This is a genomic window from Olsenella sp. KH3B4, from assembly GCA_900111695.1.
Classification (GTDB): domain Bacteria; phylum Actinomycetota; class Coriobacteriia; order Coriobacteriales; family Atopobiaceae; genus Tractidigestivibacter.
Genome location: FOHD01000003.1, coordinates 194,806 through 216,972, shown reverse-complemented (window position 1 = coordinate 216,972; position 22,167 = coordinate 194,806). Strand labels below are relative to the sequence as shown.

19 protein-coding genes and 1 tRNA gene are annotated in these 22,167 nt (G+C 59.9%); 1 reads left to right on the top strand and 19 read right to left on the bottom strand.

The genetic code is table 11. From position 1 onward, the window contains the following. Positions 1-202: 202 nt before the first annotated feature. From ilvD to BMX94_RS04290, 11 genes are all read right to left on the bottom strand, one after another. A complete protein-coding gene (gene ilvD / locus BMX94_RS04340) occupies positions 203-1,843 on the bottom strand; it encodes a dihydroxy-acid dehydratase (RefSeq protein ID WP_091004044.1) in 1,641 nt (546 codons plus the stop codon). Positions 1,844-1,905: 62 nt separating this feature from the next. Further along, positions 1,906-2,814, bottom strand: a complete 909-nt coding sequence (locus BMX94_RS04335; protein WP_286160016.1) for a phosphotriesterase family protein — start codon at positions 2,812-2,814, stop codon at positions 1,906-1,908. Positions 2,815-2,817: 3 nt separating this feature from the next. After that, the gene (gene dgoD, locus BMX94_RS04330; protein WP_072355257.1) at positions 2,818-3,963 is read right to left on the bottom strand and encodes a galactonate dehydratase; all 1,146 of its coding nucleotides are present in this window, start codon (positions 3,961-3,963) and stop codon (positions 2,818-2,820) included. Between the two features lie 83 nt (positions 3,964-4,046). Beyond that, positions 4,047-5,315, bottom strand: coding sequence for a PTS galactitol transporter subunit IIC (locus BMX94_RS04325; RefSeq protein ID WP_091004040.1), 1,269 nt, complete (start codon positions 5,313-5,315; stop codon positions 4,047-4,049). Between the two features lie 30 nt (positions 5,316-5,345). Then, a complete protein-coding gene (locus tag BMX94_RS04320; protein WP_091004037.1) occupies positions 5,346-5,645 on the bottom strand; it encodes a PTS sugar transporter subunit IIB in 300 nt (99 codons plus the stop codon). A gap of 13 nt (positions 5,646-5,658) precedes the next feature. Then, entirely contained in the window at positions 5,659-6,105 is a 447-nt protein-coding gene (locus BMX94_RS04315; protein ID WP_091004034.1) for a PTS sugar transporter subunit IIA, read from the bottom strand. Positions 6,106-6,131: 26 nt separating this feature from the next. After that, the gene (locus BMX94_RS04310) at positions 6,132-6,761 is read right to left on the bottom strand and encodes a bifunctional 4-hydroxy-2-oxoglutarate aldolase/2-dehydro-3-deoxy-phosphogluconate aldolase (RefSeq protein ID WP_091004032.1); all 630 of its coding nucleotides are present in this window, start codon (positions 6,759-6,761) and stop codon (positions 6,132-6,134) included. Between the two features lie 375 nt (positions 6,762-7,136). Next, positions 7,137-8,147 carry a phosphoglycerate dehydrogenase gene (locus tag BMX94_RS04305; protein ID WP_091004030.1) on the bottom strand — a complete coding sequence of 337 codons (1,011 nt, stop codon included), beginning with the start codon at positions 8,145-8,147 and terminating at the stop codon, positions 7,137-7,139. A gap of 275 nt (positions 8,148-8,422) precedes the next feature. Continuing rightward, complete coding sequence (locus tag BMX94_RS04300; protein ID WP_091004029.1) at positions 8,423-8,746, bottom strand: type II toxin-antitoxin system RelE/ParE family toxin; 324 nt, start codon at positions 8,744-8,746, stop codon at positions 8,423-8,425. After that, positions 8,747-9,010: a type II toxin-antitoxin system prevent-host-death family antitoxin gene (locus tag BMX94_RS04295; RefSeq protein WP_091004026.1), complete on the bottom strand. Its 264-nt coding sequence runs from the start codon at positions 9,008-9,010 to the stop codon at positions 8,747-8,749. It lies immediately after the preceding gene. A gap of 601 nt (positions 9,011-9,611) precedes the next feature. Then, positions 9,612-10,796 (bottom strand): Fic family protein, encoded by a 1,185-nt coding sequence (locus BMX94_RS04290; RefSeq protein ID WP_091004023.1) that lies wholly within the window; start codon positions 10,794-10,796, stop codon positions 9,612-9,614. A 255-nt stretch (positions 10,797-11,051) separates the two neighbouring features. Here BMX94_RS04290 and BMX94_RS04285 point away from each other — a divergent pair, with 255 nt between their 5' ends. Then, positions 11,052-11,372 (top strand): DUF3784 domain-containing protein, encoded by a 321-nt coding sequence (locus BMX94_RS04285; RefSeq protein ID WP_091004020.1) that lies wholly within the window; start codon positions 11,052-11,054, stop codon positions 11,370-11,372. Between the two features lie 109 nt (positions 11,373-11,481). Here BMX94_RS04285 and BMX94_RS04280 read toward each other — a convergent pair. The 8 genes from BMX94_RS04280 to BMX94_RS04245 form a co-directional block, all read right to left on the bottom strand. Continuing rightward, positions 11,482-11,558, bottom strand: a tRNA-Met gene (locus BMX94_RS04280). Positions 11,559-11,660: 102 nt separating this feature from the next. After that, the gene (locus BMX94_RS04275; RefSeq protein WP_091004018.1) at positions 11,661-12,458 is read right to left on the bottom strand and encodes an HAD family hydrolase; all 798 of its coding nucleotides are present in this window, start codon (positions 12,456-12,458) and stop codon (positions 11,661-11,663) included. Next, positions 12,458-13,306 carry an HAD family hydrolase gene (locus tag BMX94_RS04270; RefSeq protein ID WP_091004017.1) on the bottom strand — a complete coding sequence of 283 codons (849 nt, stop codon included), beginning with the start codon at positions 13,304-13,306 and terminating at the stop codon, positions 12,458-12,460. The genes BMX94_RS04275 and BMX94_RS04270 overlap by 1 nt, the downstream gene beginning before the upstream one ends. A gap of 137 nt (positions 13,307-13,443) precedes the next feature. Beyond that, positions 13,444-13,989: a hypothetical protein gene (locus BMX94_RS04265; protein WP_218138457.1), complete on the bottom strand. Its 546-nt coding sequence runs from the start codon at positions 13,987-13,989 to the stop codon at positions 13,444-13,446. 8 nt (positions 13,990-13,997) lie between these two features. Next, a complete protein-coding gene (gene pepT, locus BMX94_RS04260; protein WP_091004014.1) occupies positions 13,998-15,305 on the bottom strand; it encodes a peptidase T in 1,308 nt (435 codons plus the stop codon). A gap of 138 nt (positions 15,306-15,443) precedes the next feature. After that, the gene (locus BMX94_RS04255) at positions 15,444-16,280 is read right to left on the bottom strand and encodes a Cof-type HAD-IIB family hydrolase (RefSeq protein ID WP_091004012.1); all 837 of its coding nucleotides are present in this window, start codon (positions 16,278-16,280) and stop codon (positions 15,444-15,446) included. 83 nt (positions 16,281-16,363) lie between these two features. Then, positions 16,364-21,052, bottom strand: coding sequence for a 2-hydroxyacyl-CoA dehydratase (locus BMX94_RS04250; protein WP_091004009.1), 4,689 nt, complete (start codon positions 21,050-21,052; stop codon positions 16,364-16,366). Beyond that, positions 21,052-21,768, bottom strand: a complete 717-nt coding sequence (locus BMX94_RS04245; RefSeq protein WP_091004006.1) for a TetR/AcrR family transcriptional regulator — start codon at positions 21,766-21,768, stop codon at positions 21,052-21,054. Before BMX94_RS04245 ends, BMX94_RS04250 begins: the two co-directional genes overlap by 1 nt. Positions 21,769-22,167 lie beyond the last annotated feature (399 nt).

The following is a 22,167-nucleotide window of genomic DNA, read 5'->3' as shown; positions in this document are numbered from 1 at the left end:
CCCACTTCCGGAGCAACAGGCACTAACGAGCGTGTCGACAACAGTAGGGTCGCCAACACGACGAACATCTGCAGCCACGCCTTCCCTGAGAACGTCAGAGAAGGCGTGGCACTGAAATCCTTGGTTTAATAATGAGGGCACCGGACGGAACAAAGAGCCGAGCGGTGCCCAAAAAGGAATTCCCAGCTGGGAATCGCGATAGTTAGCTCAACACGGCACCAGTCTTTGCAGAAGCCACCTGCTTCGAATAACGCTCAAGCAGGTGTCCTCCATTCTCGTGAATGACCGGCTTCCACGAAGCACGACGCTTCTCGAGCTCCGCATCAGAGACGTGCAGCTCAATGAGGTTCTTGGTTAGGTCAACGTGAATCTCATCGCCATTCTTTACGAGAGCAATCGCGCCACCCTCGAACGCCTCGGGGCAGAGATATCCTACGGAAAGTCCACCCGACGCACCAGAGAAACGGCCATCCGTAATGACTGCCGAGTTGGGAATGCCCTTCATGATCTCGGTGACTCGGTGTAGCTCCTTCATGCCCGGGCCTCCCTTGGGGCCCTCGTAGCGCACTACAACGCCAGTTCCAGGTTTGATTGTGTGCGCGTTATAAGCAGCAAATGCTTCCTCTTCGGATTCGAAGACCTGGGCCTTTCCCGTCCAAACATGCTGCTCGGCTGGAACGGCACTCGTCTTGACAAGAGCCCCCTCGGGAGCGAGATTTCCGTAGAGCACTTGTATTCCGTTGCAGACCGAGCCAGGGTCATCTTGAGTTCGGATGACGGAGCGGTCGACAGGTACGTCCTTGTCTAGGTTCTCGCCGAGAGTCTGCCCCGTCACAGTCATGACCGTGGTGTCAAGATCGCCCTCAATAGTCTTGAGCACAGCAGGAACACCGCCTGCCTTATAGAGATTGATGCAGCTGATATCACCATTGGGCACCACATTGCAAACAACAGGAGTGTGGCTGGTGATATCGGCAACTTTATCCCAAGTGACCTCAAGGCCGAGTTCGTGCGCAAGGGCAGGAAGATGCACCAAGGCATTGAGTGAACCGCCGATAGAGGCAAGGAGCGTTACCGCGTTGTCAAGTGCCGCTTGGGTCATGATATCAGAGGGCCGGATTCCCCTGCGGACAAGGTCAACGACGCGTGCGCCGGTCTGTCGAGCGCTGAACCTTCGCTGGCTAGTAGAGCTTGGCCAGAGGGCACCATATGGAAGCATCATGCCGAGAGCCTCCGGGATGCATCCCATGGTGTTTGCGGTACCCAAAAACGGGCAGATGCCTGGGCCCGTGTAGTATCTGAGCGTTCCCTCGATTACATCGCGTTCTGTTGCTTCCCCGCGCAAGAACGCCGCACGAAGCGCCTTGGATTCAGAGGGCTTTATCTCGTCATAGCAGGGGCCAGCGGTGACAATTGCCGAGGGAAGATTGATTCGTGCGGCGGCATTGAGCATGCCAGGGATAATCTTGTCGCACGAGCCCATGTAGACCACGCCGTCAAAGACCCCCTCGCCGACGATCATGGCCTCGCAAGAATCGGTAATGAGATCACGATGCGGCAGGCAGTACCTCATGCCGGGATGGCCCTGGGCAACTCCATCGCACATTCCGATAGTGTTGAACTCTATAGGCTCTCCACCGGCCTCAAGCACGCCCTTCTTAGCTTCCGCGGCAAGCTGTCGGAGCGGCTCGTGGCCGGGGCAAACCTCATTCCAGCTGTTTGCAATCGCAATAAGCGGCTTGTTCGGATCCTCGAGCGAATCAATAGAAATGCCCGCAGCTGCAAGGTGTGCCTTTGAGATGGCGCGCTGGAAGGGCTCGAGCTGATCGATCTTGCGTTGCATAGTGTATTGCCTTTCCTGTTGTGTGGTAAGGATAGAGGTCTAAATTCCCCTATCCAATTTCGTTAGGACCAATCGAGGACATTCCGGGGGTTGTCTATCAACATCTTCCAATAGTCCTCTTCGCCAATCTCATCCAGGAGATACTCTTTCAAGTCTGTGAGGATGTAATCGAGGCCAGGTGCACCACCATACGACTTGAAATAGTTCTTCTTGCCCATGTCTCCCGCCAGACAGATTTGGTCTCCGAATCCTGAAGTGATGAGGTCCTTTAATATCCGCACGCGATTAGCATCGCGTGCGCTAAGGTCCCTTCCGACGTGATCGAAAGAGAGGAACGCCCCCCTGCTCATGAGGGATTTCATATAGGCAGAATCCAAGGTGAGATCTGTGTGCGAGAGACATACATGAGACAAATCCATACCCTGAGCTTCGAGCAAATCGAGCTGCTCAAGGCCCATCGTACCCTTGTCACAGTGCGTAATGATTGGTAGGTGGTGCCTCAGGGCAACCGGAGTAGCAATTCTAATTGCACGCTTCTCCCGCTCCGTTACTTTACCCAGGGAAGTACCGATCTTCACTGCAGAGGGCTTGACCTTTGAGAAGCCTATTCCATCTTCAATCTCACGCGTAAGCTCACACGAGATTTCTTCATCAGATAAGTTATCAAACCAACGAGGAAGCCACAAATCCTTGTGAAACCCCGTGATGCACAGTACATTGATACCAGCGTGTTGGGAAATAAAGCGGAGAGCTTCAGGGTTGCGACCATACGCCAGAGGCGTCATGTCCACAATCGTGCGGCCACCCGCAGCCTTGAAAAGTTTGGCTTCCTCGATACTTTTCGATGGCACGTCAAGAGTGTAATCATAGTAGCGTGCAAGCTCGTCTGGTGAGACGTACAGATGCTCATGAATGTAGGTTGTTCCTAGGTCCTGAGGGGAAACTTCTCCGAGAACAGTGTTAATCATCATTCCCTACCACTCCGCAATGGTGCCATCGTAATTTTTCCAGCTAGGGTTTCTCCACACGAGCCCTTCGGCAGATACCCCCTTAACCTTCTCCTCATCAATTTCAAGTCCTAGTCCAGGCTTGCTTGGAACGTCAACATATCCGTCTGAGTACTGAAAGATCTCTTTGTTCTTAACAAAGTCAAGGAGGTCAAACCCCTGGTTGTAGTGAATTCCAAGGCTCTGCTCCTGGATAAACACATTGGGTGAACATGCGTCAACCTGAAGAGTTGCGGCGAGGGCGATTGGTCCATAGGGAGCGTGTGGCGCGGCCGCCATATCAAATGCCTCGGCCATTGCGATTATCTTACGCATCTCAAGAATGCCTCCACAGAGGGAGACGTCCGGCTGAATGATGTCGACCGCCCCCTGGGCAAATAGGCGCTTGAACTCCCAACGTGAGTACAGGCGCTCCCCCGTTGCAATTGGGATGGGCGCCTCGCGAGCTATGTCGTCAAATGATTCCCAGTTCTCAGGCAGTACAGGCTCCTCAATAAACATGGGATGGTAAGGAACGAGGGCATGCGCAAGCACCTTTGCCATAGGTCTGTGAACGCGCCCGTGAAAATCGATACCTATTTCAATTTCGTTCCCACATGCGCTTCGGATAGACTCCACCCTGTCAACAACTTGCTGGACTTTGTCATAGGTGTCAACGTAATGAAGCTCCTCGGTAGCGTTCATCTTCACAGCACGGAAACCTTTTTCAAGTCTATCCTTAGCTCCTTTTGCGACATCTGCGGGGCGATCACCGCCAATCCACGAATAAACTCGCACGCGGTCACGCGCCTTACCTCCCAGCAGTTGCCACACTGGAACACCAAACGCCTTGCCCTTGATGTCCCAGAGGGCCATCTCGAGTCCAGAGATTATCGTCCCGTTGATGGGACCGCCACGAAAGAAGGACCTGTGCAGCTCTTGCCAGAGTCTTTCGATCTCGAATGGGTCGCGACCGACGATTCTTTCCGAAAGCTCTTTGGCACCTTCGACAACTGTTTGTGTCTTGGTGCCAGACACCATCTCGCCCCATCCACTGACGCCTTCGTCGGTGTCAACTTTGCAAAATATCCACCTCGGCTTGACCTCGTAAATCTGTACTTCGGTAACCTTCATTGCCGTCCTAACTTATCGGTGGGAAGAGAGAGGGGCAGAGCATTATGCCCCACCCCTCGTATAGACACTGTTCATGCAATGAACTAGGCCAAGAAGCCCGCAAGCCACTGGAGGCAGAAGCCAATAAGGTGCTCTCCTGCATCCTCAGTGGAGATGAACTGCATGCCATCCGGCAGTACGAAGCCACCGGCAATTGCGAGCTGGGTGTGAACGGGCGCGAGGGCGGTAGCAATCCACAGCACGATGCAAGTAATTATGGTCGTGGAGAGGATACCGCGGAAGATATTGCCCTTTCCAAACGCAACCGGCCATGCGGCGAGCCACATCGCCTGATAGGCAATATCGGCGATGGGGAGGAGCTTGTTGCCAGGCAGGACTGCCGCGAGGAGGAGCGTGATAGGAACCATGATGATTCCGACCGTGATAGCGGACTCATTAGCAACGGTCAGGGCAGCATCGATGCCCATGACGAAGTCGGTACCAGGGAAACGCTTCTGAAGGATCTCTTTGACAGCGTTTGCGAACGGGAGGAGACCCTCCATAAGAATCTGCATCATCTTGGGAGTCAGAACCATCGTTGCGGAAGTGCTCATGGCAACGATAAGGACCTTGTCAATCGAGTCGCCCGCCAGAAGACCGATAGCAGCACCGATGATGAATCCCATGAACATCGGCTCACCTACGAAACCAAACTTCTCCTGGACACCCTTCGGATTGATGTCAATCTTGTTGATGCCCGGAATAGCATCCCAAAGCTTGTTCAAAACATATGCAACAGGAGCCCAGATTGCAGAGTTTGAAGTCGGGAAGTTGACACCCTCGAGCTCGAAATAGTCCTCGACAACGGGAGTGGTCCAGTCAGCAATCTTAATCGTGATGATGAAGTCGATTGCAGACGCGATGATAGAAATCCAAGGGTTGCCGTTTGTCGCATACCAAACAAGAGCCCCCGTAAAGATGAAATGGTTGTACGACCAGAAGTCGACCATGACGGTCTTTGTGGTCTTGGTAATAAGCATCAGGGCGTTTACACCGAGAACGACAAAGACAACGATTGCGGCAAGAGGGAATGCCCATGTTGCTGCAGCTCTAGCAGGCCATCCCACATCCATGATAGAGGTCTGAATTCCCCAGTTCGAGACCATGTTGGTTACGGAACCTGCAACCTGGGCGACAAACCAGTTGATTACCATGTTGACGCCCGCAAAACCAATACCTACGAGCAGGGCAGACTTCAGCAAAACATTGATTTTCACACGGAAGATAAGTCCGAGGACCAGAATGATGATTGGCATCATGACCATGGGGCCCATCGAAGCGATTGTTTGGAGACCGGTTACCACGAAGTCCATTGCCTCTACCTCCTAGTTTGCAAGTAACACTTATGCCTTAAGCTGAGCCTCAATCTCGGCCTTTGCCTTGTCTTCGCCGACACCAGTAACAAAGGCTGTCCCCTTAATTACAGGCACATCCCCCGTCTCAACACCCTTGAGCTTGCCAGTAGGAACAATAAAGTCGACCTGATTAGAAGCGAGGTTTCCCTGAACCTCGGAGAACTTGCACTGAATAATGCGAGGCTCAGGTGCACCGCAAGCAGCAGCAATTTCCTTCACCTTGGCAACCGCCATGGTCGACGTAATCATCGATGAGGCGCAGCACACGATAACCGTCTTCTTCTCCATGCTCTAACCCTTCCTAATTGAAAAGCTCTATTACCTGTTGCGCAGAATCGGCATCAACGATTTGCGCAACGAGTTCCTGTTTTTGCAAGACGCCCATGATTTGCTGAAGGGCTTCAAGCTGGTGCTCAGGCTTATCAAACACGGAAAGAACTACCACGCTTACCGGAATCAACTCATCAGAGTCCTCCATGTTGTGCCACATGACTGGCTTGGCGAGCGTTGCAACCAGCAGTTGAGTGGTATTGGCGTATTGATAATCGGTATGGGGAATTGCAACGTTTATCCCGCCGAGCGCAAGACCGGTCGGATAATCCTCCTCTCGAGCCAAGAGGTGTTCTTCATAAGATTGCTTGACTTTTCCCTCTCCGAGCAGATGGGAGGAAGCAAGATGTAGTACTTCCTCGCAGCTATCGGCATCGATGCGAAGGAGAATATCTTCTGGATAGAGATTGAGAGACATACCGGAGTCAATCCTCTCTGCGCCCGCTACCAACGGACTTTCTGCTCGAACGCCTCAATATCAGCCTTGAGAGCACCCTCATCCATCTCGATGATGTGCCTAGGATCGAAGATGCCGGACCCGATGCCAGCGTATGAAGCACCCTCGTCGAAGAACTCCTGGCAGTTATCTCCATTCACGCCGCCCACAACCATGATTGGCATGGGGTTGAGAGGAGCTTGAATGTCCTTGATGTACTTGGGGCCCAGCGTGCCTGCGGGGAAGACCTTCACGATATCCGCGCCCATCTCGAACATGCTCCAGACCTCAGAGGGCGAGAACGCAGAGGGAACGGTGAGAAGGCCATTCGCCTTGCAGATGCTAAAGATCTCCTCGGTAAAGCAGATTGGCGAGAGAGCAAAACGAGCGCCCGCCTCGACCGCTGCGTTGGCTCGCGTCGCGGAAATAACGGTCCCGGCGCCAACAAGAACCTCATCGCCAAACTCATTGACGACCTTTTCAATAATCTGAGCCGCCCCAGGAGTATTCATCGCAACCTCGATGGCTCCGAGCTTGGTCCCGACCATGCTTCTCACAACGCATCGAACTTGCTCATAGTTGTATCCACGGAGAATAACCGTCACTTTAGGAAACTTGGTAAGGCTTGCGTCTATCACGCTTTTCCTCCCTACTCCACATTGCAAATGGGGAATGTGAATGAATTAATCTTCACTTCTGCAATTATTTGAACACAGTTCCACCACATATACAAGCAGTGTTTTAGATTGAGCATTATTTGTATTTAATAATGTGTATTGTTATACAGTTACCTGCACTTATATGATTCTATGCGTATATTTTTCTTTATGAACAGTTATATGTTCATAGTTTCTACATATTTATAAGACCCCAAATGCAATCGTGTGACATCACTATTTGTATGAATATCAACTACTCTTGCATATTATATGGGCTCAAACCAGCACGCTCAAAACATCATAGGGAGACGCTGCCAAGCCCAAAAATGTGTTGATCACTCGCAGCCAGAAAAACTACTCGCCGTCTGCTGACTGTCCCATCACCATCATGGACTCATACAGGTGCTGAGGAGTGATGGGGTCTGGCGGCTCGACCCCAGACTTAACGGCAAGGATATTGTCCACAACGATATTGCCCATGCGGCGGCTACTCTCAAAGGTATTTCCCGCAACGTGGGGCGTTACGAGCACGTTGTCGTAATCGTAGTAGGGCTGATGCTCCGGCGGCTCCTTGGAGAAGACGTCGATGGCAAAGCCCGCAAGCTTCCCGGACTGCAGCGCATTGTCAAGAGCTCCATGGCGCACGATACCGGCTCGTGCCGTGTTGATGAGAATGGACCCCGGTTTAACGAGTCTCAGCTCCCGGGCGCCGATGAGGTTTTTCGTCGACTCGTCCAAAGGAAGGTGAATCGTGATGATGTCGGACCTTCTCAGCAGATCATTGAGCGTGGTGTAAACAACGCCATAGACTGTGGCCTCATTGCGCTGGACGATGTCATAGCCAAGAATGTCCATGCCGAAGCCCATCGCCCTGCGAGCCACGGCACACCCAATCTGCCCGACGCCAATGATACCGATGGTCTTACCGTAGAGGCTCGTGCCCGTGAGCTTGGTCCAGCCACCCGAGCGCGTATCTATGACCATCTGCGAAATGTGCCGCTCAAGGTCAAGGATGAGCCCAAACGTAAAATCCGCGGTCTCCTCACGGTTTGACGCGGGCGCGTACGTAACCTCAATGCCAAGGTCACGAGCCTCCGCCACGTCAACTCCATCAAAACCAACGCCGTAGCGGGCAATGATCCTCAGCTTCTTGAGACGACGGATGACGCTTGCGGGCAGGTCGTCATTACCAAGAATAATGGCGCTTGCATCCGCTGCGAAATCCAGCATCTCCGCCTTTGTAAGCGGTCGTCCATAGGGGTTGAGCCGGACCTCGCAACCAGCAGCCTTGAGACGCTCGATTGGCTCGTCCGAGCCGCGTCCAAAGGTCACAGCAGTAGAGCAAACAACCCAGTTGGAACCCATGTCATTCTCCGCAGGATATTGATGTGGCGGCGTGAGACCAAGTCACCGTCCGGTTACCTCTCACATCATAATGTAGAAATCCAAGAGGGAGACAATCTCGCCGTCGTAGCCGTAAGCCTTCACAGAATTATTTGCAGTTGCCGGAAAACGGCAATCTAGATGAGCGGGATTGATTTGCCGGGCAACTGAGTTGCATTAATGGGCGTCTATGCAACTGGATTGCTCGGTAACTTAGTTGCATGAGTCTATGTCGCGCAGGTTGGCATTACTGTGCTCTAACGCTCGCTGTCGATTTCCCCGAAAAGCGTTTTCATGTAGTCGCTTTTCGCATAGAGCACCCTTACAACGAGCGCCCGTCCGTTGTATCGCTTCAGGAAGACCATCCAGTTCCCGCTGAGCATGTAGCGGTATCCCGTGTCGACCCCATTGAGAGTGCGAAGCGTCATCCCAGCCCCCGGGGCGTCGGCGAAAAGCTGCGCCTTCTCAACCACGGAATCGACGAGGCGCCTCGCCGCCATAGGGCTTGCGAGCTCGGACTCGATGTAGTCGGCCGCAGCTTTCAGATCGTCCACCGCCACGGGCGACCATACGAGTTCCATCTAGGCCTCCTGCGCAAAGCGCCCCTCGAAGATGCCTTTAACCTGTTCGGTCGTGAGAGACCCGCGCTCGTCAGCAACACGCTTGCCGTAATCTAGCTGAGCGAGGAGGGTCTTCTCGGCCTCATTGCGCTCGTAGTCGGAGATGTCCTGAATGACGTAGCGCCCGCGCCCGTTCTTGGTGAGGAACACCGGAGATCCCTGCGCCACCTCGTCGAGCACTGCCGTGTAAGAACGGAGGTCGGATATCGGCTTGATGTTGGGCATGTCGCGCCTCTCTGTGCTGTAAATATACACGTTAATTTTACAGCGTCATTGTAGAAGCGGCAATGGCTAGAAATATCGTGGCCGGGGAATCCCCACGGGAACCTGCATGGGCGGTGAGCGACGTGAGCTACTACGGCATAGGGCAGCGTAAACGCAGACACGCAAAGGGGACCAAAGAGCCGGATGTCTTCCCGCGATACTGTTTCCGATACTGTTACTGTCGCCCAGAATCGACGGCCTTCAAAGAAAACCCTGTCCTGTTTTCGCAGGTCAGGGCTTGATTTTTGGTCGCGGGGGCAGGATTTGAACCCGCGACCTCCGGGTTATGAGACGTGTCGCATCACGCCTCGGTTATCTTTCGGCTCTCGCGCGGTCAATCTTGCGAATGCCCTTTAGACTCGAAGCTTCCTTCCTCTCGCCGGCATCCGCCAGAACGGGCAAGCTCGATGCGAAGTGGAGGATCCTCGTAAACGAGGAGGTCGACCCAGACATATGATGCGCCGGACCGACATAACTCAATCTCGGCAGTGAGACCTGATTTGAGCGTGCTCGAACTGCTCGGACTGTGAGTCGTGGAGAGAAACGGCGCTCCGCCTCGCGGCTAACGCGCGGCGATTCTGCGGATGCCCTCAAGGCTCGAGGCCTCCTCGAGCACCACGATCAGGTCGGAAGCCTGGTAGAAGGCCCCGCGCTTCGCGTTGCCCATCTTCGCGAGGATGCCCCGCTCGCAGGAGACCTCGACCAGATTGCGGGCTGCCCGGTCGGTGATGCCGAGATGCGATGCCACGTAGGCGACGTCGACGACCGGCTGCTCGACGAGGAGCGCGGGAAGCCGGTGCGACGCGGAGCCCGCGCGGTCCGTGTTGGCAGCAGCCCAGTTGTCGAGGACCTCTTTCACGTCGGACGCGATGCGCGACCCGATGACCGCGGCGAGCTCGAGCGCGTCCGCGAGGCACTCGATTATTGGCTCGATTGCACCTGCGTGATAAGCCTCAAGCGCGTCCATATACCTGTCGACGTCGTGCAGGAGCCCGGCCGACACAGGCAGCATCGCATGCAAGAGCACCTCGTCGCGGGCGAGCATACGGTGCAGCAGCGTGCGGCCCGTGCGCCCGTTGCCGTCCGTGAAGGGGTGGATGGTCTCGAACTGCGCGTGGAATACGGCGGCCTTCGCAATGGGCGGGATGTCCTCGCGCATGCCGAATGCCACGAGATCCTCCAGGCACGGCCTTACGCGGTTTGCATGCGGGGGCACGAACGTGGCCCCATGAGAGCTGTAGGGGGAACCGCCTATCCAGACCTGCTCGTCGCGCAAGCCCTTCGCCTCTCGCGTTCCCTTCATGAGCACGTCATGGATGGCGCAGATCGAATCTATGTCGATCTCGCCGCTCTGCCCAAGCGCTTCTCGCATCGCGGCAACGTTGCCCGCGATGAGCAGCGCGTTGGCCGGCACCTTGCCGCTGAGCTCGGCGAGTGCGACGTTGCACACGCTCGAGGTGAGTCGCTCGATCTGCGAGCTCGACGAAGACTCGCTGCGGAGCAGGAGCGCGGGAAGGGAGTAGCCGCGTGCCTCCTGCGCGGTATCGAAGCGCGCGAGGGAGACCTCCACCTCGGCGAGGCGCTGCGCTAGCGGCGAGGGGATCTCCACGGGGAGCGAGGCGATGCCGGCGGGAACCGCCGCCTCGTATGTCGGCAGGATCTTGCGCCTTCGGCTCTTGGGGACGAGCACCAGCTCGTCGGGGTCCCGTTCCCAAGCGCATGCCTCGTATGTGATGCCCGGCCACATCGCAGCTCCTCGATGTTCGGTGCGATTCCGTTTGCTCTTACGGAATTGAATTGTAATTGGCTTCCGTTGTTAGCTCAAGGAAGACAGTGACGACACGGCGAAGAGCCGGCAGCGGACGGTCGGCATCCGGCACATCCCGCCGCCTGCCTACAGTGGCCGACGAGGAGGCATTGGAGGACGACATGCAGCTCGGATAGATGGGTATAAAGCCGTCAGGTATACAGTGGGCTGAAGGACCGCGCAGAAGAGTTCGAGATGAGTGAGATGTTCGCACGCATTGTACTGTGGGCCATATTCGCTGCGTCCGCCATCATGACCGTTACGTTCCTGTCTGGCCGCGGTGCAAGCCTCGTCGCAGGCTACAATACGGCCACCGAGGCGGAGAGGGAGGCGGTGGATGAGAGAAAGCTGCTCCGGGTCATGGGCGTGGGGATGCTCGTGGTCACGGTCGTGCTTCTCGTCTTGGCATTGTTGGGAGAGGCGACTCCAATAGCGTTCGTGTGCGTGGCGATTGCCATCGTTGGGGTCGATTGCGCCGCCATGGTCTACCTCGCAAACACGAAGTGCAAAAAGTAGATGCAAGTCTCCCTGCGATACCGTTACTGATACTGTTACTTTTGCTATTTTTAGCCTTTGTGAAAAGAAAAAACCCTGACCTGTTTTCGCAGGTCAGGGCTTGATTCTATGGTCGCGGGGGCAGGATTTGAACCTGCGACCTTCGGGTTATGAGCCCGACGAGCTACCAAACTGCTCCACCCCGCAATGGGTTGCGCCTCAGCGCAAGAAATAACTATATGCTCAGGACCTCTTGCGGTCAACACTGGAAAGCATCTCCACAGAGTGGACAAAATCTTCGCAGCCGCCCTACCCCAGCTCCTCGAGGATCCTGCGCATCTCCGTCTGCACGGCATGCTCGACGTTGGTGCCCACGACCTTCTCGGCAATCTGCTTCACGGCATAGCGCGCGTTGCCCATCACATAGGGATGCCCCACGTACCGCAGCATCGCGTAATCGTTCATCGAGTCGCCAAACGCCACCACATCGGACCTATCAATGCCATAGTAGCCTAGCAGCGCCTCCAGCCCCGTGGCCTTGCTGATCCCCCGCGGCGTGACGTCGATCCAGGTGTTGCCCGACGGCATGAACGAGAAGACGTCACCCAGCTCGCGCTCGAGCACGTAGACCATGTCCATGATCTCGTGCGTGCGGTCGTAGCAGATGGCCGCCTTGATAATGCTCACGTCCGGCGACGGCGGGTCAAAGACGCGCTCGGCGTTGGGCAGGTCCTTGTCGAGCTCGCGCACGTAGTTGCTCTGGTCGTTGAGCAGGTACGTGTGCGAGCGATCGTAGAGCACCAGGTGGAAGCAGTCGAACTCCTGGCACGTGCGGAAGAGCCGCAGCACCGCGCGCGTCGAGAAGACCTCGCGGTCAAGCAGTACGCCGTCGGCGTAGACCTGCGTGCCAAGAGACGCCACGTAGTCCATCCTGTCAGCCACGGGCTCGAAGAGCCAGCGCAGCGTCTTGTACCTGCGCCCGGAGCTCGCGCAGAAGATGACCCCGCGCTCGCGCAGCGCCTCGATGAGCTCGAAGGTCTCCTCGGGGACCTGAGCGTTCTCGTCGAGCAGGGTGCCGTCCATGTCGGCAGCGATGAGACGTACCATTAGCCCTCCCTCAGAAACGCCGGAACCTCGTTGGCGCGAGTGGCGCGGGCAATCTCGAACAGCGCGTCCGCCACGCCCTCGTCCGCCGATGCCCCGCAGTGGAAGTTGCAGACCCCTTTGACCTCGTCCGTCGCGTTTGCCACGGCAACGGAGTAGTGGACCTCGCTCAGGATGGCAACGTCGTTTCCGGAATCCCCAAAGACCACGACCTCGTCGCGCGTTGCCCCCACGGCGTCAAGGATGGTGTCGAGCGCCGACGCCTTGTTGATGCCCAGCGGCAGCACGTCGAACCAGTTGGGAACCGACATGATGGTCTCCACCTCGGGGCACGCCTCGGCAATGAGCTGCTGGCAGTAGGCATGGCGCTTCTCGTCACCATTGCACGCGATGGCGGCGGCAATGAAGTCGATGTTGGGGACGTCCTCCACACGGCCGCCGTTAAAGTGAACGAGCCTCTCGTACTCGTTCATCTCCTCCTCCGAGGCACCCACCACGTAGCCGGGGTTGAAGAGGTTGGTGTCCAGGGGGAAGCACACGAGGAACATCCCACGCTCGGGCTTGAGCGCGTCCGCGATGCGCTGGAGCCAGTCGTGCGGAATCGAGTAGGTCCACACGTCGCGGCCATCCACGCGCACACGTTTGCCGTTGGACATGATTCCCGTCATGAAGCACGCCTCGTCCATGTGGAAGAAGCGCATGAGCTCCACGTAGTCGCGCCCCGTGTCCGGGCCAAAGTGGACCCCGGCATTGATCACGTCGTGGATGGCCTCGAGCGTGCGCGGCGAGACGTGACGCGCCCCAAACGGGATGAGCGTGTTGTCCATGTCGGAGAGAACGAGCTTGATCAAGGCGATAACCCCCGGATAAACGCGATTGGGCAGCTTCCTTCCATCATAGGGGTGCCCCGTGTCACGCGACGCGAGAGTTGTCAGGAACAGGCAAGCCCCATGCAAGCGGAGCCAGGGGGCGCCGAGAAGGCCCACGCCTAGCGCCGCTGTGGCATGCCTCCAACCAGCGCGTCGTCGCGGTCGATGTGGACGAGGATGTGCTCAAGGTCCAGCACTCCCGGAAGCCTCACCGGCCGCTCCCCCGCCGAGATGATCTCGAGGCTTCTGAAACCCGTCCCACACCGAACGCCGCGCCACTCCATGCGCTCGATCTTGTCGTACCTAATCGTCCGCACGGAGCCAAGATACGGCCTCACGTCCATGAAGTCGTCGTAGAGCGAGACGCGATAGCGCCTCATGAGCGCCCACAGCACGAAGAGCACGATCACGAAGGCCGAGAAGAACGGCACCACCACATCCGCGCTGGAATCGAAGCCGCCCATGTCGCAGAGCCAACCGAGCATGAGCCCGATGGCCCCCATGAGCAGCATCGCGAACGCAAACGAGCGCGAGAGCGCCGAGGAGATGACGTAGGTGTCGTGGTGGCTGTGGTGCCGCTCCGAGATGCCCACGCTGCCCGCCCACTCGACGAGACAGGCAAGCACGGGCAGCACGGCAGCCGCCACCGAGAAGAGATCTGCCACCTCGGGGCTCATCGGGCCGCCGTCTGGCCGAACGCCTGCGGAGTCGCTTCCTGCGGAGCGGCCTCCTGCGGGACGGCCTCCTGCGAGACGGCGAACTTGGCAACCAGGTTCTGGAGGATCTCGACCATGACCTCGAGCGAGGGAACGGGGATGAACTCGCGAACCGAGTGCGCGTTGTAGCCGCCCGTCGCGATGTTGGGGCATGGCAGGCCGCGCAGCGAGAGCTGCGAGCCGTCGGTGCCGCCGCGCACGGCGACGACGCTGGGCTCCACGCCGGCCTCGCGGTTTGCGGCAAGCGCATTGTCGATGAGGAAGGGGCACTCGCCAAACGCCTCGGCCATGTTGCGGTACTGCTCGTGCAGCGTCACGGTGACGGTCCCCTCGCCATAGCGCTTGTTCAGGAACTCCGCGATGTCGCAGAGCGTCTGCTGACGCTGCGAGAACTTCTCGGCATCGTGGTCGCGCACGATGTAGGAGAGCGTGAGCTCCGAGGCCGTGCCGCGAATGACCGTGGGGTGGTAGAAGCCCTCGCGGCCGCTCGTATGCTCGGGCCTCTCGGCTGCGGGCACCAGCTGGTCGAACTCGGCGGCAACGGTGATGGCGTTCACCATGACATCCTTTGCCGAACCGGGGTGCACCATCACGCCACGCACGCGCACCAGGGCCTCGGCGGCGTTGAACGTCTCGTAGTTGAACTCGCCCAGTGCCTCGCCGTCGACCGTGTAGCCCCAGGCCGCGCCGAGCTTCTCGAGGTCGAGAAGGGAAGCCCCGTGGCCAATCTCCTCGTCGGGAACAAAGGCCAGCTTGAGGGTGGGATGCGGAATGCTCGGATCCTTGAGGAGACGGGCAGCAAGCGCGCATATCTCGGCGACGCCGGCCTTGTCGTCTGCCCCCAGGAGCGTGGAGCCGTCGGAGCACACGATGTCCTGGCCCACGAAGCCCGCGAGATCCGGCACCTGCTCGGGCGTGGTCTCGACGGCCTGGCCGTCCACCACGCCAGCCACAAGGTTTCCGCCCTCGTAGTGCACCACGTGCGGGCGCACGCCCAGCGAGGGGGCGTCGGCCGTGGTGTCGAGGTGCGAGCACAGGCAGAGGGCGGGCAGACCCTCGGCGCCAGCGGAGGCGGGGACGGTCCCCAGGACGTAGGCGTGCTCGTCGACGCTCACGTCCACGCAACCCATGGCCGTGAGCTCGTCTGCCAGGAGGCGCGCCATGCCATGCTCGAGCGGGCTCGACGGCACCTCCTCCTCATTGTCTGGGTCTGAGGGGGAGTCAACCTGCACGTAGCGCAGGAAGCGGTCGAGAACGTCGCTCATGCGGTCTTCCTTTCGGACTGCCGTGTGAAGGCCCGCCCCGTGCGGGCCACTTGGTCGTCAGGCGAAAGTCTACACCCTTGCGGAGAGGGGCGCCGAGGGTGCCCGGCGCAGCGCTGTAGCCGAGAAGCGCAGAGAGGCCTACGCCCCCACGAAGAGGGGCTTTCCCTCCCCCATGAGGTAGCGCGCCACACCGGAGTCCTCGCAGCTCGCGGTCACGTGGTCGGCCACGGCGCGGCACTCCGCGGTTGCGTTTGCTATCGCAACCCCGTCACCTGCCACGCGCAGCATGGCGATGTCGTTCGAGGAGTCGCCGAAGGCGATGGTGTCCGCGACGGGGACTCCCAGGTAGTTGCAGAGCCAGGCGAGACCTGCGCCCTTGTCGGCGCCCGCGTGGGTGATCTCGACGTTGCAGGGAAGCGAGGATGCGCGAGTAAGCTCCGGGCGCGCGTCGACCGCATCCCACACGGCGCGCTTGTCCTTCTCGTTGAGGTAGAACACGTTCACCCTGCAGATGGAGTGCGCCGCGTCGATCATCTGGTCGACGGTCTTGTCGCAGCAGGTGCGCACCGAGGTGACGATGCCGCGGGTTGCCTCCGAGACGTCCATCTCGTCGATGACGTGCCAGCGGTCGCGCGCCGTGAAGACGCCGCCATCCGCAAAGAGGTCGAAGGTGACCTCGCGGTCCTGGAGGTCGTGCCAAAGGCTATGGAGAAGCGCGTGGTCGAGCGTGACCTCGCGGAGGTTGCGGTTCTCGTGCAGGTCGCGGACGATGGCGCCATTGCAGCAGACGGCGTAACGCACGCTGGGGTGGTGCGCCAGCTCCTCCGGAAGGCCGGTGTGGTTGCGGCCGGTGCACGGCACAAACTGGATGCCCCGCTCGTACGCAAGGTCGAGGGCCTGGCGGTTGAGCGGCGTGATGGTCTTCTCAGGTGTGAGGAAGGTATCGTCCATATCGACAAAGACGAGCTTGACCACGTTACGCTTTCTCCTCTCGTTCGCGGGATTTTTCTCCCCGGCAATGGGATTCCATTGCCGGGGAGTTTAATCCCGTCCCGTTCCTACTTGGTCACGCCGGCGCGACGCTTGGCGTCCTCGATCTGCGCGAGCTGCTCGTCAGTGAGATGGATCGCCGGCGCGCCGTGGCCCACGCCGCCCTCGTTCACAATGGAATCGTGGTGGAAGCGCGACTCGTCTACGTAGGGCGCCACGGCGTCGTTCACCGTGGGGTCGTTGGGGTTCTCCAGGCGGAACCCGCGCTCGTGGTCGTTGCGATAGTTCTCCTTGGCCACGCTAATCATGAGCTTGATGCGGTTGAGCTGGTTCACCTCGGACGCACCGGGGTCGTAGTCAACTGCCACGATGTTGCTCTCGGGGTGCATCTGGCGCAGGCGCTTGATCACGGACTTGCCAACCACGTGGTTGGGCAGGCACGCAAAGGGCTGCGCGCACACGATGTTGGGCGTGCCGTGCTCGATGAGGTCGACCATCTCGGCCGTGAGCAGCCAGCCCTCGCCCATGGTGTTGCACAGGGAGAGGACCTGCTCGGCCTTATCGGCAAGCTCGAAGATGTCCTCGTACGGCTCGAAGCGCGAGGACTGCGCCAGCATGCGGTCCATGGGCTTGCGCGCGGCCTCGATGAGCTTGATGCCCGCCATGTGCGTGAGGCGCTTGGAGGCCTTGGAGCCCAGCTCGCCCTTCATGTTGATGGGGCTCGTGAGGCCAAAGAGGAAGAAGTCGACAAGACCGGGCACGTTGGCCTCGCAGCCTTCGGCCTCGATGACCTTGACCAGCTGGTTGTTGGCCGTGGGGTGGAACTTGACGAGAATCTCGCCCACCACGCCCACGCGCGGCTTGGAGCGGTCGTTCACGAGCGGAATCTGGTCGAAGGCCGTGATGGTCTCCTGGCAGATCTCCTCGAAGCTGCGCTTGTTGAGCGTGTGCACGGCCTCCTTCATGCGGGCCATAAACTTGTCGTGCAGCGCGTTGACCGAGCCCTTCTCGGCCTCGTACGGACGCGTGCGGTAGACGCACTGCATCATGAGGTCACCGTAGAGAAGCACGTAGATGGCCTTGGTGAGAAGAACCGGGTCCTTGATGGACCAGCCGGGGTTGTCCTCGTCCAGGCCCGTGGCCATGTTGATCGAGATCACGGGGATGTTGGGGTGGCCGCTCTCGCGCAGCGCCTTGCGGATAAGGGCGATGTAGTTGGTGGCTCGGCAGCCGCCGCCGGTCTGGGAGATGAGGACAGCCGTGTGCGAGAGGTCGTACTTGCCGCTCTCGACGGCCTCCATGATCTGGCCCACGGTGAGGATGGACGGGTAGCAGATGTCATTGTTCACGTACTTGAGGCCGGCGTCCACAGCTCCCTGGTCAACGGAGGGGAGAAGCACCAGATTGTAGCCATAGTCGCGCAGCACCGCCTCGGCAAGCTCAAAGTGCACGGGGCTCATCTGCGGCGCGAGGATAGTGTAGTGCGCCTCCTGCATCTCCTTGGTATAGCGAACCTTAGGGAAAGCAGCGCTCTTGGCCTCGCGGTAGACGGGCGTGCGACGCGAGAGGTCGGTCTTGCGGGCGCGCTCGAGCGATCCGTCGGCCAGGTGCACGCCCACGGGCTCAACCTCCTTGGCCTCGCCCTCGGCGGTCTTCTCCTCCAGCTGCTCCTGCTGCTCCTTAAGGGCGGCCATGAGGGAGCGGATGCGGATGCGGGCGGCACCCAGGTTGGACACCTGGTCGATCTTGAGCACCGTGTAGATCTTGCCCGAGGCCTCGAGGATCTCCTGGACCTGGTCGGTGGTCAGCGCGTCAAGGCCGCAGCCAAACGAGAAGAGCTGGATAAGGTCGAGGTCGTTGCGGGTGGCCACAAAGCGCGCGGCACGGTAGAGGCGGCTGTGGAACATCCACTGGTCAACCACGCGGATGGGGCGCTCGGGCTCCATCTTGTGCGCCACCGAGTCCTCGGTGAGCACCGCGAAGCCAAAGGAGTGCACCAGCTCGGGGATGGCGTGGTTGATCTCGGGGTCGTTGTGGTAGGGGCGCCCCGCCAGCACGATGCCGTGGGCGTTGTGCTCCTCCATCCAGGCCAGGGCCTCGTCGCCTGCGCGGTGCATGGCGTTCTTGAAGTCGATGTCGGCCTGCCAGGCAACGTTTACGGCCTCGTCGACCTCGGCGCGCGTGATGTGCGGACCGCGGAAGCGTCCCTTGCCCTTGGCGGCGTCCTGCTCGCGCTGAACCGAGATGAGCTCGTACAGCCGGCGCTTGAGCTCGCGCTTGTCGTCATACGGCACGAAGGGTGCGAGATACTCCACGCTGGGGTCCGAGAGCTCGTCCACGTTCAGGCCAAGCGCCTGCGGGTAGCTCATCACGATGGGGCAGTTGTAGTGGTTGGTGGCGGTGTCGTCCTCCTTGCGCTCCCAGCGGATGCAGGGCATCCAGATGAAGTCCGGGTCCTTGGCAAGGAGGTTCATGATGTGGCCGTGGCTCAGCTTTGCCGGGTAGCAGGCGGACTCGGAGGGCATGGACTCGATGCCGGCATCGTAGGTCTTCGAGGACGTCTGGTCGGAGATCATCACCGAGAAGCCCAGCTTGGTGAAGAACGCGTGCCAGAAGGGGTAGTTCTCGTACATGTTGAGTGCGCGGGGGATGCCCACCGTGCCGCGCGGCGCCGTGTCGGCGTCCAGGCAGGGACGATCGAACAGTAGCTTGTTCTTGAACTCGAAGAGGTTGGGGGCGTCGTTTTTGGTCTTGCCCGAGCGACCGGCGCCCTTCTCGCAGCGGTTGCCCGTGATGAAGCGGTGGCCGCCGCCAAAGTCGTTGATCGTGAGCAGGCAGTTGTTGGCGCAACGCCCGCAGTGAACGTTGGTGTGCTTGACCTTGAGGTTGTCGATGTCCTCGCGCGAGAGGACGGTCGAGGTGCCCGTGGCGCCCGCACGGTCGCGGGCGAGAAGGGCCGCGCCGTAGGCACCCATGCAGCCGGCGATGTCGGGACGGATGACCTTACGGCCTGTGAGGAGCTCGAAGGCGCGCAGGGTGGCGTCGCTCATGAAGGTGCCGCCCTGGACCACGCAGTATGTGCCAATCTCGTCGAAGTCGCGCAGCTTGATGACCTTGAAGAGCGCGTTCTTGATCACGGAGTACGAGAGGCCCGCGGCAACGTCGCCGATGGTCGCACCCTCCTTCTGCGCCTGCTTGACGCGGGAGTTCATGAAGACGGTGCAGCGGCTGCCCAAGTCGACAGGGGCCTTTGCGGTCACGGCGACCTTCGCGAAGTCCTGGACGCTCATGTCCATGGACTTGGCGAAGCTCTCGATGAACGAGCCGCAGCCAGACGAGCACGCCTCGTTGAGCATGATGTGCTCGATGACGCCGTTGCGCACCTGGAGGCACTTCATGTCCTGGCCGCCGATGTCGAGAATGAACTCGACGCCGGGGACGAAGGCCTTCGCGCCGCGCAGGTGGGCGACGGTCTCTATCTCGCCAGAGTCCGCGCGTAGGGCCTCGATGAGGATGCCCTCGCCGTAGCCGGTGGTGGTCACGTGGCCAATGGTGCAGCCCTCGGGCATAGCATCGTAGATGCCGTCCATGATGTGGCGCGCGGTACCCAGGACGTCGCCGTTGTTGTTGCCGTACCAGGTGTAGAGAAGCTCGCCCTTCTCGCCCACCACGGCGCACTTCATGGTGGTGGAGCCGGCGTCGATGCCAATGAAGACGCGGCCACGGTAGCTGGCCAGGTCGCCCTTGGGCACGACCTCCTTGTTGTGGCGCTCCTTGAACTCCTTATAGTCGTCCTCGGTGGCAAAGAGCGGGTCCAGGCGCTGGACCTCAGAGCCCTGGACGTCCTTCAGCTGCTCGAGCGAGCGGATGACCTCGGCAAAGGTCACGCGCTTCTCGGACTCGCCCGCCAGCGCGGCGCCGGTGGCAACAAAGAGGTGCGCGTTTTTGGGGACCACGCGGTGCTCCTCGTCGAGGTCGAGCGTGATGTAGAAGCGGCGGCGCAGCTCGGAGAGGTACTGCAGAGGGCCGCCGAGAAATGCCACATAGCCCTTGATGGGGTGGCCGCAGGCAAGGCCCGAGACGGTCTGCGTTACCACGGCCTGGAAGATGGAGGCGGCCACGTCCTCGGGGCGGGCGCCCTCGTTGAGCAGCGGCTGGACGTCGGACTTGGCAAAGACGCCGCAGCGGCTGGCGATGGGGTGAATCTGCGTGGCGCCCTTGGCCAGCTCGTTCAGGCCCATGGCGTCGGTCTTGAGGAGGGTCGCCATCTGGTCGATGAAGGCGCCCGTGCCTCCGGCGCAGGTGCCGTTCATGCGCTGCTCGATGCCGTTGTCAAAGTAGATGATCTTGGCGTCCTCGCCGCCCAGCTCGATGGCGACGTCGGTCTGGGGGATGAGGGCCTCCACGGCGCGCTTGGACGCGATGACCTCCTGGACGAACTCGAGGTCGAGCCACTTGGCAAGCAGCATGCCGCCAGAGCCGGTGATCGAGACGCGCATGGGGACGTTGCCCACGACGCGCTGGGCGCCTGCGAAGAGCTCCTTTGCCGTGGCGCGGATGTCGGTGTGGTGACGCTCGTAGTTGGCGTAGACCAGGTTGCCCGAGGCGTCGATGACGGCGAGCTTGACCGTGGTCGAACCCACGTCGATGCCCAGGCGCAGGTCGGCACCGGTGAAGTCCTGCGGCGTTGCGGGGTAGAGCTCCGCGCCGTTCTGGGTGAGCTCGAGCGGCTCGGCGGTTGCGTTGTTCTCGGTCATCAGTTGTTGTCCTCCTCGTCGGGAAGCATGACTGCCAGCGCAAAGCTGGGCAGGTCGAGCTCTATGGGGCTGTCGTATAGGTCGCCGGGGCGCACGAACATGAGGGCGGTCATGATGCGCGCCATGGTGCGCACGCTCTCGCGCATGCCGCCCTCGAGCCAGCGGAGAAGCACGCCGACCTCGGCAGATATGGCAAAGGTGAGGTAGTAGTCGAAGAACGCGCCCAGGGCGCGCAGGTCGATGCCGTCGAGCGCGCGACTGGCCACGACCTCGTGGACCATGGTGCGGATGCGCTGCGAGAAGGCAGGGTCACCGCCCTCGCCCAGGAGCGGCCGCAGATACGAGCCGCGCTCCTTGAAGTAGGAGAGGATCTCCTGCGAACCCGGGCAGGGCTCCTGGTGGTTGATGGCCTCGGCGAGTTGGTCGAGATGGATGCTGGAGAGCTGCGCCACCAGCGGGCGGAGCTCGGCTACCGTGTCCGTCTCGATGCAGTTCACGAGGTCCGGGATGTCTTTGTAGTGCGAGTAGAACGTGCGACGCGTGACGCCCGCGCGGCCGGTCACGGCGGTCACCGTGACGCGGGAGAGGTCGCCCGTGGCGGCTATCTCCTCCGCAAGCGCATCGCGGAGCGCGAGCCGCGTGCGGCGCGTGCGACGGTCCGTGACCTGCGGGGTGTCGCTTGCTGCCGGCGAGACCTCGCTGACGGTTTGGCTCAAGCCCTGGCCCCCATTTCTTCACACAGTGAATACTATTTCACGCCCTGTGAAGTATTGCACAGTGTGAGTAGTTATTTCTCGGCGTGCTTGTCATGGCACGAGTGTCACACGCGCTCCACAATGGGGCGGCGGGTTCTTTGGGCGGCCCTCGCAGAGGCTCACCAAAGGCCCCGCCACCGGGGCCTTTGGTTGTTACCGGCGCAGAGCGGTTATCAGATCTTGCCTGCGGAAACAATCGGAAGCCCAGACGGGCCGGTAACAAGCGAGCGGGAGTGCCAGGTGGGCGCGTGGCCGTTGTTACCGGCCCGGCAAGCATGTCGCGCGTTTCCCCAGTTGGCAGCCGCCCGGTCAATTGTGCCGGTAACAAGCGGGGAGCTACCCGCAGTCAGCGCTTCCGTT